Here is a 17,101-nt window from a genome sequence, read left to right as displayed (position 1 = left end):
TGTCAGCGCTCTATCTTGTCATTCACTCTATCGCGTTTTGCAGGACAACAGGATTTTGGCGGTCTGTGTACGTTCATCCACGAGTGGCTTCTTGCTCAGGATACCGAACCTGTTGGGATCGGCATTGGGCAGAAGAGAGTTACACATGGGCGTGACCGTCTCGAAGATCGTTTCCAGCACTTTCTGATCCCGGAATGGATTGGTGGTTGGGGTGATGCTGAGCAGGAACTGCCAGTTCTGCGTTTTGTCTGGCTTGCCATAGGACATGGTGTATTTGCCAACCTTCTTTGTGTAGGTCAGCGGGTATTTGCCAGACTTGATGTTCTCATGAATGAGTTTTTGATTGGGGCTTTGGCAAGCTGCCAGAGCGACACCGCTGAGTACAAGAGCTGCAGCCAGTTTCAGTTTCGGGTGCATGATCGACCTTTGGTTTGAAGGCCAAACCTGCTGCACACTGATGGCAGCAGACATGACCTTGCGCATGGAAGGTCTCATGTCTCATCTGGAGCCGGAGTGAGGCTGAATGTGATGAGCGCCCGGCCTTAACCGAAAATCTTGTCGATCTCTTCCTGAGAGAGGAGCTTCCAGGTGCCTTCTTCCACGCCTTCCAGTGTGAGGCTGCCGAGCCTCGCGCGGTGGAGCTTTGTGACGTGGTTGCCGGTGGCGGCGAACATGCGGCGGACCTGATGGTAGCGGCCCTCATGGAGGGTGAGCCGTGCTGTTGTCTCGCTCAGCACTTCCAGTTCCGCGGGCTTGAGCGGGGTGGTTTCACTTTCCAGCATCATGTCTCCGGAGGCGAACAGGTCAGCCTCGCCGCCTGTCATGGGGCGGTCCAGCTCTACCTCGTAGACTTTGCCTACATTGGCCTTGGGGGAGATGATGCGGTGGAGGAGTTTACCGTCGTCGGTGAAGAGCAGGAAACCGGTGGTGTCCTTATCCAGCCTGCCGACGAAGGACAGCGCCGGTTTGCGGGCGCGGAAACGGGGTGGCAGCAGGTCATAGACCAGACGGCCATGATCCTTCATGGAGCAGGTGTACCCCAACGGCTTGTTGAGCAGGATGACGGAGCCTTCCGGCGGGTCCAGTGGCTCGTCATCGAACAGGATGTCCTCGTGCGGCAGCTTGCTATCGGCTTTGATGGGGGTGCCGTCTTTGTCGGTCACCCAGCCATTGCGGATGGCAGCCTGCATTTCCTTGCGGCTGCCGTATCCCAGATTTGCAAGCAGTTTCACAAGGCGCATGATCTACCTATTCCCTTTCACCGCGTGGATGACCTTGTAGCCGCCTTGATCAGCGACGATCTCGTAGGAGGCAAAGACCTTGTCCAGTGTTGCCTCGTAAGGCAGATGGCGGTTGGCGACCATCCAGAGGTGACCGGAGGGGCGCAGCGCCTTGGCGGCGGCTTTGATGAAGCCCTGCCCGATGTCAGCGCGGTCCTGCTTGCCACCGCCATGGAATGGCGGGTTCATGACGATGAAGTCGTAAGCCCGGGTGAGGCCCTTGGTGACGTCCTGCCAGATGAAGTCTGTTGCAACTTCGCCGGTCTTGCCCTTCAGGTTCTGCTCTGCCAGATCCAGCGCGCGCTTTTCAGCCTCATACAGATCAATGGCTTTGACCTTGTTCACCTTCACCACCTCAGAGCTGAGATAGCCAAAGCCTGCACCCAGATCAGCACCGCGGCCCGGCAGGCGGTCCGGCAAGGTTTTGATCAGCAGCTCGGAGGCTTTGTCGATGTGATCCCATGCGAACACGCCCGGGCGGCTGACGAAGCAGCCTTCCAGAATTTCGCGCGGCGCGTCCAGGCAGCTCCAGTCTTCCAGCAGTTGCTGGTTGATGGTGGTTTCCGAGACTTCCGCCCAGAACACACGGCATTTGTTTTTGGAGAGCTTGCCAGAATTACCTGCCAGTTTTGTCAGGTCGCTTTCCGCTGTCTTGGCGCCTTCGGTGTTGGAGACACTGGCGATAACAATGCCGCCTTCCCGCACGCTTTTGACGGCCTGCGCCATCAGGGCACGGGCTTCGTCGCGCTGGCGTGGAGGCAGAACCATGACCACCGGATAGGTGCCGGAGACGTCTGGCGTGACCGTAAAGCCTGCGCGTTCCAGACTGTCCTTATCGCTGGCGAAGGTCTGCTGGCAAACCACGCGGGACTTTTCCAGCCCGTTCATGGCAAAGCCCATGCGGGCGCGCAGGAACAGAGCCTTCTGGTCTGCGCTGCCGTCTTCAAAGAAGTCGAGGCTGCCGTTTTCAAAAGGCAGAAGAAGCGTATCGAGAGCCGGGTCTTTCATGGGACTGTCTGCCTTTAAGAGGTGTGTACGATTTCGCGGGTTTCGCGGAAGCTGATGTCCGGGTTTTTCTCGCCCACGTAACTTACTTCCCAAGCGTTCTTGAAGAGGTAAACCGGTTTGTCGTCCCGGTCCAGAGCCACGTGCGCGCGGTTGGTCTCAAGGAACTTGTCCAGCTTGAGAGGGTCGGTGCACTCTGCCCAGCGGGCGGTGTTGTACATGACTGGCTCGAAGCCGATTTCGGTCTGGTATTCCGCTTTCAGGCGATCCACCACAACGTCCAGCTGGAGCACGCCGACCACGCCGACGATCCAGTTGGTGCCGATGGCTGGTTTGAAGATCTGCACCAGACCTTCTTCTGCCAGATCCTCCAGACCGCGACGCATTTGCTTCACGCGCATGGTGTCTGTCAGGCGGACGCGGCGCAGGATTTCCGGTGCGAAGGCTGGCAGGCCGGTGACGTGGATTTCTTCGCCCTCAGAGAGGGTATCACCCACACGCAGCTGGCCGTGGTTTGGCACGCCGATCACGTCGCCCGGATAAGCTTTTTCCGCAATCTCGCGCTCTTCAGCAAAGAAGAAGATTGGCGCGGACACGGTGATTGGCTTGCCTGCACGCACATGCTTGAGCTTCATGCCGCGTTTGAAGGTGCCGGAGCACAGACGCACGAATGCGATGCGGTCGCGGTGTTTCGGGTCCATGTTCGCCTGAACCTTGAATACAAAGCCAGTGACCTTGTTTTCTTCTGGCTTGATGGTTCGGCCACCGGTTGCTGGCTGAGAGTGCGGAGACGGTGCGTGGGCTGCGATGAAATCAAGGATCTGGTCGATACCGTAATCACGCAGAGCGGAACCGAAGAAGACTGGTGTCAGGTGACCTTCCAGGAAGCTTTCCTGATCGAATTCAGAATAGCCTGCGCCGCCCAGCTCTACGTTTTCTTCCAGCTCTTCGCGGATGTTGTCGAACAGCTCACCCACCAGCTCAGGGTCTTCGAGGCCCTTGACGTCTTTGATGGTGTCGAGCGGACCGCCGCGGCCTTCAGTGGAGGTGAAGAAGCGGTTGCCGATGTGATCGTAAACGCCGAAGAAGTCGGAGCCCATGCCCACTGGCCAGCTCATCGGGGTGACGTCCAGCGCCAGTGCTTCCTGAATCTCGTCGAGGATTTCCAGTGCGTGACGGCCTTCACGGTCGATCTTGTTGACGAAGGTGATGATCGGAATATCGCGCAGGCGGCAAACCTCAAACAGCTTGCGGGTCTGGCTCTCGATACCTTTTGCAGCATCGATCACCATGATGGCGGCGTCTACGGCTGTCAGCGTGCGGTAGGTGTCTTCAGAGAAGTCTTCGTGGCCCGGTGTATCCAGCAGGTTATAGATGATGCCATTACGCTCAAAGGTCATCACGGAACTTGAAACGGAGATGCCGCGTTCCTGCTCGATTTTCATCCAGTCAGAACGGGCACGGCGGCGCTCACCACGAGCACGCACCTGACCCGCAGCACGGATCGCACCACCGCCCAGAAGCAGCTTCTCGGTGAGTGTGGTTTTACCCGCATCCGGGTGAGAAATAATCGCGAAGGTGCGGCGTGCCTCATAGGCCTGTGTGCCTGCTGTGCTCATAGAGCCTCCTTTTGCAGGCAAACCCCTGCATATTCTATGTACCGCAGATTTGAGGGTATCCATCTGACGCGCAGGTCTGAGTGTCCTTTCCGGCAAACTCCGGTCCGAAAAATTCCGGAGCTTTTGAAGGACATCGTGCAGGCGCAAAATCTGCTGAAACTTTTGTCGGATTGGGTCTTACAGAATGTACTTGCGCAATGCCAGCCCTTCCCTGAACTTTTTCCGCAAGGCATGGCTGCCCTGCAAATGCGCAACCATTCCGGTAAGTTCTTCGACCACGGCCCCTTCATCGCATAAATGCACCCCAGGAACCCGGTGGCACGGTTTAACCTCTCGCGGAGAATTGTGAGAGTAAGCTGAGATACGTCTGGATAACTTGTTTTTGTAGCATGTCGCGCAGGAGGGGCACACGTGAGTAAAAACAGAAACGCACAACCTGAAAGACCTGAAGAAAATATTGCTTTGACCTCTGCATCCTCAAAGTTTCCTCCCATAACCATTGCTTTACCTGCCGGGACAGCCACAGGTGATTTCTCTTATGTGGTCTATGGCAAGCACGAGGATGGCTGGGTCTACTGGGATTCGCAAAGCAAGAGTTACCACTCCTTTAATGCAATAAAGAACGGTTTTTGCACAAACTGTGTCAACACCCCCGATATCTCCGGCTCATTATCGGTAACTATCAACCTTCCGTATAGCCAGCCGCTGCCCAAAGGCGTTCTGGTGATGTTTCATGGTAAAACCAAAGGAATATCCGTGACAGGCAATGAACCGGCCATGCCTTCCCCGACCACAAATCCAGGTGAAAGGTTCGGACTGTTTGAAATCAACTATGTGGCGGATCAGTTAGATATCGATATAACAAACATAGATCAGCTGAGTTTGCCGTTTACGGTGGAGAGCAGCCCGGCTCCCTTCCCTCTCAGCAACGTGGGCATCCCGCTCACTCAGGACGAACTGATCAAGCGCTTTCAGGACACGTTCAAGCCGTCATCTGAGTTTCATCAATGCCTTGATGTCACAAACAAACAACTGATTGCGCCACAGGATCTGTTAAGCACCAAAACTGCTCCCGATGCCTTATCATACGCGGCCCCGGTCTTACAGGCACCATCCTCCCCAAATGCATTTGAGAACAAGTCCTATTTCTACACAGTAGCAGAAACATCCCGCACCGGTGAAACCCCGGTGTCCCCCCCTGTGTTTGGCGGGTTCCTTCTCGATAAAAAAGGAAAGGCAAACGCCTATGCCATTTCAATTGGCTGGCAACAAGGCGGCAAGCCTGCTGCCTATCATTCACGTAACTCCTGTGCCACAGGACTAAACATTTACCGCGCTGAAGTGCCAGCCGTCAGAACGGGAGACCCTGTTCCCGCTGCTCCTGCGAACCTATCGGATTATAAACTCCTGAAAAGCATAAGTATTGCAGACTGGAATAAACAACCCGGATTTACCTGCAAGGACGACAGCGTTCACTACGAAAACCCGTTTAAGCACCCGCCTGTAAATGACTTTAGCTTTAACTCCCTTTCAAACTGGTTTGATCAGCCACTCGTGGACTTCTTCACACACTATGAGACAGAGACTTTTGTTCTTTATCAGTTTCCTCAGTTAAACGGATCTCCTTACGGAACGCTATGGACAGGACACGTCAACTGCGTATCGCCGAACAAGGGACGGGCAATCACCGACCAAAAGTATGTAGATGAAAAAAACAAGAAGCAAGATATCGCAGCGACCTGGCAATGGGGAGATGGCAGCCGGAAATATATGGTACTTCAACTTGTTGGAAATGCCGTTGACCCCAATAACTACAGCAATTCTCAGCTTTCTAAGGCTTCCGGATTAAAGAAAGGAGAGTTTCAGGGAACCGTATTGAACATCTATTTCCCTTATTTCTACGAGAATGCCGGACCTCTTCACATACTCCCGGAGCCTCCGATTTTTAAAAAGCAATTTGCCGGAGGGTCGTTGCCACCAGCACCTGAAAAACTGCAAAACTCAGGTTATTCACCCAGTGAAATGGTGTTTGGCTGTAGTGGCACTTTTGCCTTTTTGACTGACCCTGATGCGCTTGCACAGACAAATGGCGGATTGCTGGCCTCCAGAGCACTTGCCAACATTCAGAATATTATTGTCTCTGCACTGAATCGCGGTATCGCGAAAGCGCATGTTTATGCAGTAGGACCCCAGCAATATACAACTCACTATGCATTCTCAAAGAAACCTGTGGCGCTGCAAACAGGTCCGGCGGACAAGTGCGTTCATAAGGGAACTTACACCTACTATCTGGCGGGTGTGCTCAATGACGGCTCTGTAACGGCTCTTTCTGTGCCTCAAACCATTGTTCTGCACAAAGCAGCTCAGGTCGAGCTGAATTGGTTGCCACACCCCAAGGCCCTGTATAAGGCCACTCGCATTTACAGGCAGTCTCAACTCGGTTTCTTCGTTTTGGTTGGCGAAGTGGTCAACACAGGCCAACCGCTGACCCATCCGTTTGTGGATACAGGTGATGTCAAACAGGTGGCTCCACATGAGTTTTACCCCGGAATGGGTTCATCTGATGTGGCGCACTGTAATGAATACTCTGGCTTCCTCCACCGCAACTGGAGCAGAGACAATCCGAACGGGATCAGTATAAACAGTCTGGTCTATGGCTTTCCCTATGACGATCAGGGCAGTTTTTCAACCAACATCGACTATCGCAATAACCTGCCGACACAGGTTACCGTGACCATCAAGGGCTAAGTATGTATCTCAGGGCGCTGGATATCCCCCAAGTAAGCTCCAAAAACAGGCAGAAACAGTGACTGACACCCCGCCCTAGATCTGTGCGGCGATAGTGTCTGCGGGCAAAACCGGTGAGCTTTCGGAGGAGATCCACCACTCCATCGCCAACCTGTCCGAGCGGTCGGACCAGATGCAGGATGCGATGCAGGCGTTTTTGAGCCAGGTGCGGGCCGGGTAAGTTAGTTCGATCTCTATCGAAACATCGCTTAAGTGAAGTGGGTTAGAGCTTGAGGTGGGTTTTCCATCTCTTGCTTCAGGAGCGTATCGTGCTGCTCAACTATCTTTACTCAGAGTTTTATGAGGAACAGGTGTTCCTTGATCTGCTTGGCCTGTCTTCATCCGACTGGCAGAGCCTGCTAGAGCGGCGGGTGATGCCTGCTGCCTCCTATCTTTTCACCAACAGCTCACTGTGTGTTTCCTTCCTCGGGCAGTATCAGGAACGGGAGCTTTATCGCTTTCACCTGAAGAGCCATCGGCGCTGGTTTGAGGATCTGCAGTGCTTTGGCCTGACACAGGAACAGGCCGCCAAGGCGTTCTTTCTCTCCCGTTTCCGCAGCGCCAAGGAGGCGTTTCTTGCCGGAGAGCTGGGCGCGCGCCTGCACGCGCTGCATCCTGATGTGATGGCTGCTTTTGATGGCGATCTGGAAGAGCGTACCTGGGGCCACTTTCTCAATGGCACCTATGGCATCTGCACCCGTGACGGTCAGCCGGACACAATCTTCCAGAAACAGGCTGGCGTGCGGTTTATTGAGAAGATGACAGAGGCTCAGCCTCACCAGTTCTCAAAAGAGCACCTTGGATTACTGCGGCAAACCGTGGACTTTCTGGACGTCGTCGAATCCGACTTCGCCCCGCATGAGGTAAGTCAGTCCTCGAGACAGCGCTGTATCATCGATGTGCGGGAGCGGTATCTGGCGGAGCGGGTTGCGGCTTAGTTTCCCTCGCAGGTGGTTTTCTCGAGCAAATGTGCCCAGACATTCTTTGGAACGGCGATGGAGAATTTGTTTTGGGCGGAGGCGACCATGATGCCGGTGAGTTTGAGTTGGCCGTTTTCTTCCACCATGACTGGGCCACCTGAGCCGCCGTAGTTGGTGTCGCAGCTGGTGAGCCAGAGGTTGCCGCGGTCTTTGTAGAGCTTGCAGTTCTTATCGGCGGCAAGCAGGAACGGACGGTCTCTGGCGTATCCGGCGCTAGTGAGGTCAAGGTTCTGTGTCACTTCCGGCGCTTTGCTGATCACTGTCATGGGGGGCACGTCTAGCGGTTTGGAAAGGATGATCACGCCTACATCGGTTGCAGCGTGTTTCAAGGTCGGGCGGTTTGTGAAGGTATAGCCATCCAGCAGATGGGTGCAGGCGGCAGTGGTGTGGGCGATGAACTTATCGCGGCGCACGCCTGCTACGAAGTTGATCTTGGACGGCACATGAGCTTTGCCGGTGCGGGCGTTGTAGAGGCAATGGGCGGCGGTGATGACCATACGGTCGGAGATCAGGGTACCGGAACACATGGAGCGGGAGCGGAACCCGGCGACATTGACGCGGCCAATGGCGTTCCACGGCTTATCCCAGCTGTCGATGATCTTGCGGTTGTCTTCACCGATGATGCCGGGGAAGAACTTTTCCGATTTGCTGGATTTATCCTGCGCCAAAGACGGGCCAGCGCTCAGGGCCACCATGAGAAGTGCAGCGCTGAGCACGCATTTGGAAAGAGCATTCAAAAGCATATGCAGATCCTGCTGAGCCTGTACCGGCGAAAACATCCCTGCATTTATAGGCGGCTTGCGGGCATTCGCCCAGAGCTAAATGGTGTCTGCGGTTTGCCTGTTACTCGGCTTTGGCTTTCGCGTCAGCGCGGGCCTGTGCGATGACCGGCAGATCCATGTTGCCGTCCTGGAACTTGAAGTTGAACTGGATGCGGCTGATCTTCCACGTCCCGCCTTCATGCACCAGTGCGATGTTGTAGGTGCCGTAGACCACCCAAAGGTCACCGCCCTCTGCGCCATCAATAAAATGGGTGGCGGTGGCGTGGACTTTCACGTTGGCCTTTTGCTCTTTGGATTCAATGAGCGGATTGCCGATCTGATGGTGGGTCTGGTCGAAACCGGGCAGCAGCTCTTTCCAGGCTGTTGTGATTTCGGCTGGTGTCAGATCCACGGGTTCCCCTGCACCGAAGGAGGAGTAATCCAGATGCACACGGCTGGTCATGACACCTTCGACGGACTCCCAATTTCGGTCGTCGACATCAATGAAGAAACGACTTACGCGATTTTGGATTGGCCCAATAGTGTCCATCTACATGCTCCCAGCTGGTCAGGGCATCCGATGATGCTCTAACTGTTCGTTTTCGCGCGTATCCGTAAGCCGAAATCTGGTGTGCGTTTCAGGGATAAGCCCGAGTTCGTCTCCAAAGAGTACCATAGCCGCAGGCAGACTAGCGCATTTGCCTGCACTACATACCTAAGGAATATAACGGTTACGTAGCGGAATGAGGACCTTCTTCCGGTTCTATGGTTTTCAGAGGGATAATTCCCCGCCGCATTTCCGCCACAAATAGTGACGGATTACTGATCTTTGGGCCGGTGGATCAGACGCGTGGCGATGGTTTTGCTGTGGGCCTGCTCGCTGCTCATGGTCTGGGTCATAGCTTCCAACGCCGCTTCGGCCCATTCTGCCTCGTTCTGTTTGACCGACCAGATCTCGTTGGGCAGGAAGGACAGCATCTTGTTGTCATCGAAGGTGGCCAGACGCAGCTGAGGTGGGATATGCCCCAGCTTCTCGCGCAGAACGGCCAATGCCCCTTCCAGAACAGGCAGAGAGGACACCATCAGGTTCTGCGGGGCTTTGCCGAGCTTTTCCCAGAGCTCCAGCATCATCTGCTCGCCATCTTGCGTGCGGTTGCGGGCAGATTGCAGGGTCCAGTCTTTCTCAGCATTTTGCGGCATGACTTCCAGATAACCGCGGGCACGCTCGGTGATGGTTGGCTGATTGCTACCGCCAATGAGGAAGTAGACCGGCTCTCCGTCCGCGTGTTTGGCAATGGCGGCGGCGAGATCTTTAGCGCCCTCAAAGTTGCTGGAGGTGATGATGGGCGCATCGGTGTTGCCGTAGTCACGGTCCAGAAACACCATTGGTTTGGAGATGGTTTTGCCCAGATGCTGCTGGCTGCCAGAGGTGGAAGATACCACGAACAGGCCATCTACATTTCGCTGAACAAGGCCGCTGGCCAGTTCCTTTTCCGTCTCCTCATCGGAGTTGGAGCAGCTGATGATGAGCTGGTAGCCGGTTTCGCGGCAGCGGTGTTCCAGTTCTTCGGAAAGCTTGGCGAAGAACGGGTTGGCTAAGCGCGGAATGATCAGGCCGAAGGTGTTGGTGCGTTTCAGCTTAAGGCTGCGGGCTGTCAGGTCGAATTTGACGCCATGCTCTTCCACATACTCACGAATGCGGGCTTGGGTGGCTTTGCTGATGCGGTACTTTTCCGCCTTGCCGCCCAGCACCAATCGCACTGTGGTGATGGAGACGCCCAGCGCCTTTGCAATTTCATCTGGCTTTTTGGCCATTGCGTGCTTTCTCGCCCTGATTTTTGTAGGTACGCTTAACTGTCGAGTGGTAGTCAGCCTTCCTCAAATTGCCAAGCAGAATATGGCAGGTGCGGGGTGGTGTCCGTGGATATCCCGCAGCTTTTGCGTGAGTTTGAGCACCACGGGATGCTCAAACTCTGTTTTGCTGGGTTTAAAGCAGATCTTTCGCAGAGCCTGCGATTTTGACGTTGATGCCCTGCGTGAGCGCCTGAGCCACGAAGGCCTGCAGCACATCCTGCAGTTTATCTTCCGGCACATAAGCCACAGTGATGTGGTTGGACTGGTGCCCTGCCATCAGATCATCACGGCCCACACCATCGAGCGTGCAGTTCATCAGAGGCCACTCATAGGTGGTTGCCTTGCGGCGACGTTCGAACTCGTCTTCTGGCAGTTCAACCGCATGGCCAGTACCGATGTGCATGATGACTTGGGTGCCCTCATAATGCGCGCGCGCCCAGAGGAACGCTCCTGCCTTACACTGGCCTGCGATACTGGACCCGCCTTTCGGGAAGTACATGGCTGGCTGGCGATAGCCTGTTGCCCCTGCAAGGCCGCCTTTGAGATGCTCAAACGGTACGGAGCCGGAGATTTCGAAGTCCCAATAGAAGGTGCCTTCATACTCGCTGCCCCACCGCACATCATGCAGAGTGGTTTCAGCAGGCAGGCCCATGGCATCCAGCAGGCGCCACATCATGGTCTGCGGGATGGCAGTGCCCATGTCCACTTCGTTGATGCAAGGGATTGGTTTGCCTTCCCAGATGATGGAGCCGTCTTCATCCGGGATCGGGAAGCGCTCGGTGGACCCGATGGCGCCTTCAGCAAAGTCAGAGGCTGCGCAGCTGTCTTTCAGGCCCTGCTGGTACTGAACGCCAACAGCAGACAGGCCGAAGCGAGTGGTGAAGCGGGCCATGGCGATCATCATGGCGCATTGTTCCAGCACCTGCTCGCGGGTGAGTTCGGTCGCATCATCACTGCCGAACATAAAGGTCATGCCACGGTCCTCATAGAACTTGAGGCAGTCTTCACGCAGGGACTGAGGCACCTTCTCCATTTCCACCAGAAGGGCGGACTGGGAGAGGCTTTCTAGCGGCATGCCGATGTCTGTGAGGGCTTTGACCGGGAAATAGCCGTTCATCATGCCCATGCAGAAGGTATCAAACAGGCCAAGGATTGCTTTGTTTTTGAGGATGTACTCGCCAACCTGCTGACCGGCCTGCCCTGCTGGTGTTTGCAGGAGGGCATGGTTTGCAGAGATATCTTGCAGATAAGAGGTGTCGTGGCTGAGTTTTCCGTCTTTCAGCCATGTGGCCAGACCGGATTTGAAGAAGTCATCTTCAAAAGTCTGAGACCAGAGGCGGGAATACTCAACACCCAGACTGGTGAGAGACCCAGCCATGCAGAGCATGCCCACCAGACCCGGCCATGTGCCATCAAAGTTGGCAAGCAACAGGATCGGACCTTTGTGCTTGGCAAGGGATGGCGCGATGTGGTGCGAGTATTGCCATGCGGTGAGTAACACAATGAGCGGAGCTTCCGGATCGATCTTCGCAAACAGCTCAGAGCCTTCTTTTTGCGAAGAGATGAAGCCATGACCGCGCGCTGCATCATACTCATGGGCGCGTTTCATCTTGAAACCTTGCGCGGTCAGCTCAGTTTCCAGTCGCTGCGCATAGTCCTCATAGGTTGGCCAACAGGTGACGTTGGCACTTTCGCGAAGATCTGCATTGGTGACGACAAGAATTTCCTTGTCCGCTACGGAGATAGGCGCCGGGGCCTGAGGCAGGTTGAGCACGTGGTGTCCTCCTGAACTTGTTTTGATATTTAAATTGCTTTTTCCATGAGCGCCTTGTGGTGCTGATGGTTGTCGTAAAGATTGAGGTAGACCTGATATTTGGCGGCGTGGAACTGAGCGGTGTTGCCTTCTGGCTTGATGAGCCCACCAACACGCACCAGCTTTGCGCTGGCCGATGGAATGTCCTTGAAGTCACCACAGGCCACAGCGCCCAGAATGGCAGCCCCCAGCGTGACGGCATCTTCTTCTTCCGCCAGCTGAATTTCCCGCCCTGTGATGTTGGCATACTCTCTGAGCCAGAGCGGGTTTTTGGTAGCCCCGCCACACATGAACAGCTTGGTGATGCTGTGCCCGGCCTTGGTCATTTCCTCAATGATATGGCGCGTGCCGTAGGCAATGGCCTGAAGCGTTGCCAGATAGAGGCGGGCCAGAGCATCCCGGCCTGTTTCCAGTGTGAGGCCAGAGACAACACCCTTTGCATGCGGATTGGCGCGTGGAGAGCGGTTGCCGTGATGATCAGAGAGCACATGAAGGTCACGGGTTGGATTTGCGTCCCGCTCCTCCAGATCCTGCACCCAGTTGTTGAGGAGTGCGATCTCGTGCAGGCCCTGTTTGGCGGCTTCGGCTTTGAGTTCCTCATAGGCATCAGACTGCTGGATAGTCCATTCGACCAGAGAACCAGCAGCACTTTGTCCGCCCTCGCCCAGCCAATAGCCCGGCAGCATGGCACCCCAGTATGGGCCCCAGACGCCCGGTACCATGACGGGCTTTTCATTGACAATCATATGGCAATTGGAGGTACCGCTGATGATGGCAAGTCCACCATCCGGCTCCGCCCCGATGAGTGCCAGACCGCCTGCGTGCGCATCAATGATACCCGCAGCAACGGGTGTGCCTGCATTCACGCCGAGGTCCTTGGCCGCTTGTTCTGTCAGACCTCCGGCAGATGCGCCTAGATCCAGCACTTTCTCCGGCACTTTTTCCGGCAGGTCATGCAGGCCGACGGCTTGCAGCATGTCTTCAGCAAAGCGGCCTTCATGGGCCAGATAGTTCCATTTGCAGGTCAGCGTGCAGGTGCTGGCTACATCCGCGCCCGTTGCCCGCCAGACCAGATAGTCTGCCAGATCAAAGAAACGCACGGTGCGCTCATAGCGGTCCGGATAGTGGTTTTTCAGCCAGAGGATCTTGGGCAGTTCCATTTCAATGGAAACTTCACCGCCGACATATTTGAGCGCCTCATCTCCGGTGGCGTTGATTTGGGCGGTTTCTTCTGCGGCGCGATGGTCCATCCACATGATGATGTCCTGATCGGCCTCTCCGTTTTCGGAGACGGAGACCGAGCTACCACCCTGCCCGACTGCGACCAGCGAACAAGTGGCATCCACGCCCAGCGATCGGATTTCATCAGCAGAAACGCCAGCGGTGGCCATCGCCTCCTTCATGGCGGCGCAGATCTGTTGCCAGATGTCTGATGAGGACTGTTCGACGAAGTTGGCCCGACCATGAAACTGCTTGATGGGCCGCACCGCAAAGGCCAGCCTCTCGCCCTTTTCATTGAAGAGCCCGACGCGTGCGCTTGCAGAACCGACATCAATGCCAGCGTAACATGTCTGTTTCATACGCGGCCTCCCTTTTCGACTCGCGATTGTTCTTCTCCTTTGCTAACTACACCTGCTAACTCGTGTTAGCAAGAGCAAAGCAAATGAGATTTATGCAAAAATTCTCATAGGCAGGCACAGCAAAGCAGGCCGGCGGACAGTTCCACCAGCCGTGACTTTTCAGGATTTGATTGGATCAGGGTGGGTTAGTTTGGCTCTTTCGAGCGGTTTTGTGCATCACTCAGCAATCGCGCAAAAAAGCCGTAGCCGATGCCAAAGGCCAGTGCACGGATCACCAGATCGATGATGAAGAACAGTCCCATCTCATCCCCAGCAAACGTGGGAAACGGACTGGCGGGAGCAACAACGCCCTCACCCGCCAGCAGGTAACTGCGCACTGTCATAGAGATGGGAAGGCTGGCTGCAAGGGAGCCAACGAACAGCCCCCAATAAGTCGCCCCGGTTGGCGCCTTGTGCTCGTTGCGCACAAAGATCAAGCTGGTCAAGATCACGGGCAGGCCAAGTTCGATGAACATATTGCCCGCCTGCTTGATACCGTATTGAAAAACCAACAGAGTCACGGCCACCTGCACCACCGTGTAGCTCACGATAAACCAGCTGAGGTAAAACCAGAGAGAACGGTGCAGCTTGGTCATGGATCATACTCGGCTTAGGACGTGGTCAGCTCGTTCTCTTCAACATGGTCAGCCACGGTTTGCAATGGCCTGTGCATCTCATATTGCTGCAGCGTTTTTATTGCCCCCAGCTTTGGAAGAGCCTGCATGATGATCTCATCGCTTTCATCCACGTTGATGAAGGTCAGCGCTTCCTTCTCTACATTGGCGAAAGCAGTGGCAATCAGTGCTGACGCAAACCCCTTACCGCGATGCTCCGGCGCAACAGCAAGCTGCATGACAGAGCCGGTTTTGCGGGTGAAGGTGATATAGGCAGCGAGCTTTCCATCCTGCTCGATCTTGTAGGAGGTAGCCTCGTCGCCCAGAGCTTTGACTGCGAAAGCAGAGTTCTGCCAGCTTGGTGGCTTTTGCCAGAGTTCAGAGGCCAGTGGCTCCAGTTCGCTCCATGAAGCAATGACAGGTTGAGCAGTGGTTGAACGTTCAGAAAACGCAGTCTTTTGCAGGCTGAAGCATTGGAAGTTTCTTTCCGTTGCAAAGCCCAGCTTCTCGTAGGCTTTGACAGCGGCCGTGTTGCTGGTGATCACTTCCAGCTGGATTTTACCGTACCCAGCTTTCAGAGCATGCTCTTCAACTTTGGCAAAGAGCTTACTGGCAATACCTTTTCCGCGCGCCTCTGGTACGGTACCAGTTGAGACGGCATAGACCGTGCCAGGGTAAGCTGCCTGTTTGCCGATGAACCAGAACCCCACCAGCTGCTCATCCTCAACCGCCACCCAAGACAGCTCAGGATCAAACCCACGGGTGGTGATCATCCTCTCAAAATCCGCCAGAGGCATTTCCATCTGAATGACATAATCGGAAAACGCCGAGACCATCACCCGATGCAACTGCTCCATCGAAAACGCCGAAGCCTTCTGAAACAAAATCACCCCAATCCCCTTATCCCGTGAATCACCTTGGACGGTGCGCCTGTTTCAATACCTACTCTGTTCGAGGGGGAGGGCTCAATGTTTGTGTGGGGTGCGCCTTCATCAAAGCAGCTTGTTACAAGCCGGATTGCTATGTGGATTGCGCTTCTGACAGAATGCGCATTTCGCGTTCACGGGACTCGGCGATTGGATCTGGGGTATCAGACTGAGAGTTGGCAGGTCCGGGGTGACACATGCAAACGCTTTCTTCGGTTCCGGTCTGGCGCCATGTCTCTAGCAGGTTGCTGAAGTCGCTCTTCATTGAGAAATCATAGATCCCTGCAAAGTCTTTGTTGTAGCGAATCCCATAGCGATCAGCCTGCCGTTTAAACGACCAGCTGAGGTAGTTCAAAAACAGCGACTTGATGCGATAAGGGCGTTTGAGAACACCTTTGAGCGGACCACCACACTGGCGAACCCAGCCTTTGAAACCGGCGTCATGCAACGCTTTAACACAGACGTTCCGGATCTGAGGAAACAGGTGCACATGCTCATGTCCATCAACAAAATCCGGCAGTCTGCCAAAATCACGCCGGAAGAACTCGATCTGGGAGGCTATCTCTTTCTCGATCACATCCGCATCCAGTAGACGCAAATGCGATTTAAGCAAGAGCTGCGGCATTGTCGGGAAAGCATTCCAGTTCAATGCCAATGAGGATGGTTTGAGCCAATCCCCAGTCAGAGTGATATGGAGCCCGATCTGGATATCAGGTCTGCGCTCACTCAACTCCTTCAGGGCTGCGACGTCTTTTGGCCACGCAGACGTGACCACCATGCAGGACGTGCCTTGTATTTTGTCGTTTTCCAAGAGCCACAAAATACTTTTGCTGATTTCCGAAGTGTAAGCGTAATCGTCAGCCACCAAGCGCATCGGCGGCCTCTGGTGTTTTCGCTTGTTGATTGCTTTCTTCCGCAATGATGTAGATTGGTCGCTGCTTAATTTCGCGCAGCATATGACCAACATACTCCCCGACCACACCCAGCAGGATGAGCTGCAATCCTCCGAGGAACACTGTTGCAGTAAACAGCGAAGAATATCCTGGTACATCATTGCCAAGAATGAGGGCGGACAGAACAATCCAAAACCCATAAAGCGATGATGGAATTGCGATGGCAACACCAAGGAACATGGTTGCCCGCAGCGGTACCGTTGAGAATGAAATAACTCCTTCAGAAGACAGGCTCAGCAGCTTCAGGAAGTTCCACTTCGTGGTACCCGATATGCGCTCTTCCGGTTCATACTCGATTGCGCTTTGTTTAAATCCAATCCAGGTGGACAGGCCTTTGAAGAACCGAATACGTTCCTGACAAGCCTTCAACGCTTCTAAAGCGCGCGGCGACAGGAGTTTGTAGTCAGCAGCATTGGCGGGGATTTCAAAACGGCTACCAGCATTGATGAGCCGATAAAAGATCCCAACCAGCTTCTGTTTGATCGGGTGATCCTGTCGTTTGTTATGCACTGCATAGACAACATCGTTACCTTCTTCTTTCCAGCGTCTCACAAACTCCGGCAGCATTTCTGGTGGGTGCTGGCCATCGCTATCAAGGAAGACAATTGCCCCTTTTTTACAGCACTCAATCGCTGCAACGAGTGCGGCTTCCTTGCCGAAGTTTCGGCTGAAGCAAACTGTCTTGACGCTGAAACGAGCACTAGGCAGGCAGTTCATAATCTCGACACTGCCATCAGAGCTGCCATCATCCACGTAGAGGACCTCTACAGTCAGACCGAACTGATCGATCAGCTGTTCAGCAACTTTTCCAAGACGCTTATGAAAGACCTCAAGGGATTCAGCTTCATTGAAAACCGGCACAGCAAGTGTGAGGGTGGTGTCACTCATGA

The 17,101-nt window shown here is 54.7% G+C and carries 17 protein-coding genes; 4 read left to right on the top strand and 13 right to left on the bottom strand.

Annotation, left to right across the window (positions count from 1 at the left end; genetic code table 11):
- Nucleotides 1-27 precede the first annotated feature (27 nt).
- The 4 genes from AC3CB2_RS02365 to AC3CB2_RS02350 are packed head-to-tail and all read right to left on the bottom strand — an operon-like array spanning nucleotide 28 to nucleotide 3,904.
- Nucleotides 28-483, bottom strand: a complete 456-nt coding sequence (locus AC3CB2_RS02365) for a hypothetical protein (protein ID WP_352931134.1) — start codon at nucleotides 481-483, stop codon at nucleotides 28-30.
- A 59-nt stretch (nucleotides 484-542) separates the two neighbouring features.
- Nucleotides 543-1,241, bottom strand: a complete 699-nt coding sequence (locus AC3CB2_RS02360; RefSeq protein WP_352931136.1) for a pseudouridine synthase — start codon at nucleotides 1,239-1,241, stop codon at nucleotides 543-545.
- 3 nt (nucleotides 1,242-1,244) lie between these two features.
- Nucleotides 1,245-2,288, bottom strand: coding sequence for a class I SAM-dependent methyltransferase (locus AC3CB2_RS02355; RefSeq protein ID WP_352931137.1), 1,044 nt, complete (start codon nucleotides 2,286-2,288; stop codon nucleotides 1,245-1,247).
- 14 nt (nucleotides 2,289-2,302) lie between these two features.
- Nucleotides 2,303-3,904 (bottom strand): peptide chain release factor 3, encoded by a 1,602-nt coding sequence (locus AC3CB2_RS02350; RefSeq protein WP_008549619.1) that lies wholly within the window; start codon nucleotides 3,902-3,904, stop codon nucleotides 2,303-2,305.
- A gap of 123 nt (nucleotides 3,905-4,027) precedes the next feature.
- Here AC3CB2_RS02350 and AC3CB2_RS02345 point away from each other — a divergent pair, with 123 nt between their 5' ends.
- The 4 genes from AC3CB2_RS02345 (at nucleotide 4,028) to AC3CB2_RS02330 (ending at nucleotide 7,629) form a co-directional block, all read left to right on the top strand.
- Nucleotides 4,028-4,201 (top strand): hypothetical protein, encoded by a 174-nt coding sequence (locus AC3CB2_RS02345; protein ID WP_352931139.1) that lies wholly within the window; start codon nucleotides 4,028-4,030, stop codon nucleotides 4,199-4,201.
- 114 nt (nucleotides 4,202-4,315) lie between these two features.
- A complete protein-coding gene (locus tag AC3CB2_RS02340; RefSeq protein WP_352931140.1) occupies nucleotides 4,316-6,652 on the top strand; it encodes a hypothetical protein in 2,337 nt (778 codons plus the stop codon).
- A gap of 94 nt (nucleotides 6,653-6,746) precedes the next feature.
- Nucleotides 6,747-6,872, top strand: coding sequence for a hypothetical protein (locus AC3CB2_RS02335; protein WP_352931142.1), 126 nt, complete (start codon nucleotides 6,747-6,749; stop codon nucleotides 6,870-6,872).
- A gap of 88 nt (nucleotides 6,873-6,960) precedes the next feature.
- The gene (locus AC3CB2_RS02330; protein WP_352931144.1) at nucleotides 6,961-7,629 is read left to right on the top strand and encodes a DUF6058 family natural product biosynthesis protein; all 669 of its coding nucleotides are present in this window, start codon (nucleotides 6,961-6,963) and stop codon (nucleotides 7,627-7,629) included.
- Here AC3CB2_RS02330 and AC3CB2_RS02325 read toward each other — a convergent pair.
- The 9 genes from AC3CB2_RS02325 to AC3CB2_RS02285 form a co-directional block, all read right to left on the bottom strand.
- Complete coding sequence (locus AC3CB2_RS02325) at nucleotides 7,626-8,414, bottom strand: trypsin-like serine peptidase (protein ID WP_352931146.1); 789 nt, start codon at nucleotides 8,412-8,414, stop codon at nucleotides 7,626-7,628. The genes AC3CB2_RS02330 and AC3CB2_RS02325 overlap by 4 nt on opposite strands.
- Before the next feature lie 100 nt (nucleotides 8,415-8,514).
- Nucleotides 8,515-8,982 (bottom strand): nuclear transport factor 2 family protein, encoded by a 468-nt coding sequence (locus AC3CB2_RS02320; RefSeq protein ID WP_083416553.1) that lies wholly within the window; start codon nucleotides 8,980-8,982, stop codon nucleotides 8,515-8,517.
- Between the two features lie 269 nt (nucleotides 8,983-9,251).
- Nucleotides 9,252-10,247 carry a LacI family DNA-binding transcriptional regulator gene (locus tag AC3CB2_RS02315; RefSeq protein ID WP_352931148.1) on the bottom strand — a complete coding sequence of 332 codons (996 nt, stop codon included), beginning with the start codon at nucleotides 10,245-10,247 and terminating at the stop codon, nucleotides 9,252-9,254.
- Between the two features lie 172 nt (nucleotides 10,248-10,419).
- On the bottom strand, nucleotides 10,420-12,060 hold the full coding sequence (locus AC3CB2_RS02310) for a signal transduction protein (RefSeq protein ID WP_352931150.1): 1,641 nt from the start codon (nucleotides 12,058-12,060) through the stop codon (nucleotides 10,420-10,422).
- 29 nt (nucleotides 12,061-12,089) lie between these two features.
- On the bottom strand, nucleotides 12,090-13,679 hold the full coding sequence (locus AC3CB2_RS02305) for an FGGY-family carbohydrate kinase (protein WP_352931152.1): 1,590 nt from the start codon (nucleotides 13,677-13,679) through the stop codon (nucleotides 12,090-12,092).
- Between the two features lie 185 nt (nucleotides 13,680-13,864).
- A complete protein-coding gene (locus AC3CB2_RS02300; protein WP_352931154.1) occupies nucleotides 13,865-14,314 on the bottom strand; it encodes an ABZJ_00895 family protein in 450 nt (149 codons plus the stop codon).
- 14 nt (nucleotides 14,315-14,328) lie between these two features.
- Complete coding sequence (locus AC3CB2_RS02295; protein WP_352931156.1) at nucleotides 14,329-15,222, bottom strand: GNAT family N-acetyltransferase; 894 nt, start codon at nucleotides 15,220-15,222, stop codon at nucleotides 14,329-14,331.
- A gap of 130 nt (nucleotides 15,223-15,352) precedes the next feature.
- Nucleotides 15,353-16,132: a ChbG/HpnK family deacetylase gene (locus tag AC3CB2_RS02290; protein WP_352931158.1), complete on the bottom strand. Its 780-nt coding sequence runs from the start codon at nucleotides 16,130-16,132 to the stop codon at nucleotides 15,353-15,355.
- Nucleotides 16,116-17,099 (bottom strand): glycosyltransferase family 2 protein, encoded by a 984-nt coding sequence (locus AC3CB2_RS02285; protein ID WP_352931160.1) that lies wholly within the window; start codon nucleotides 17,097-17,099, stop codon nucleotides 16,116-16,118. Before AC3CB2_RS02285 ends, AC3CB2_RS02290 begins: the two co-directional genes overlap by 17 nt.
- Between the last annotated feature and the right edge of the window lie 2 nt (nucleotides 17,100-17,101).

The organism is Pseudovibrio sp. SCP20 (assembly GCF_057774105.1).
The sequence above is the reverse complement of the archived record's forward strand: the minus strand, read 5'-3'. Positions and strand labels throughout refer to the sequence as shown.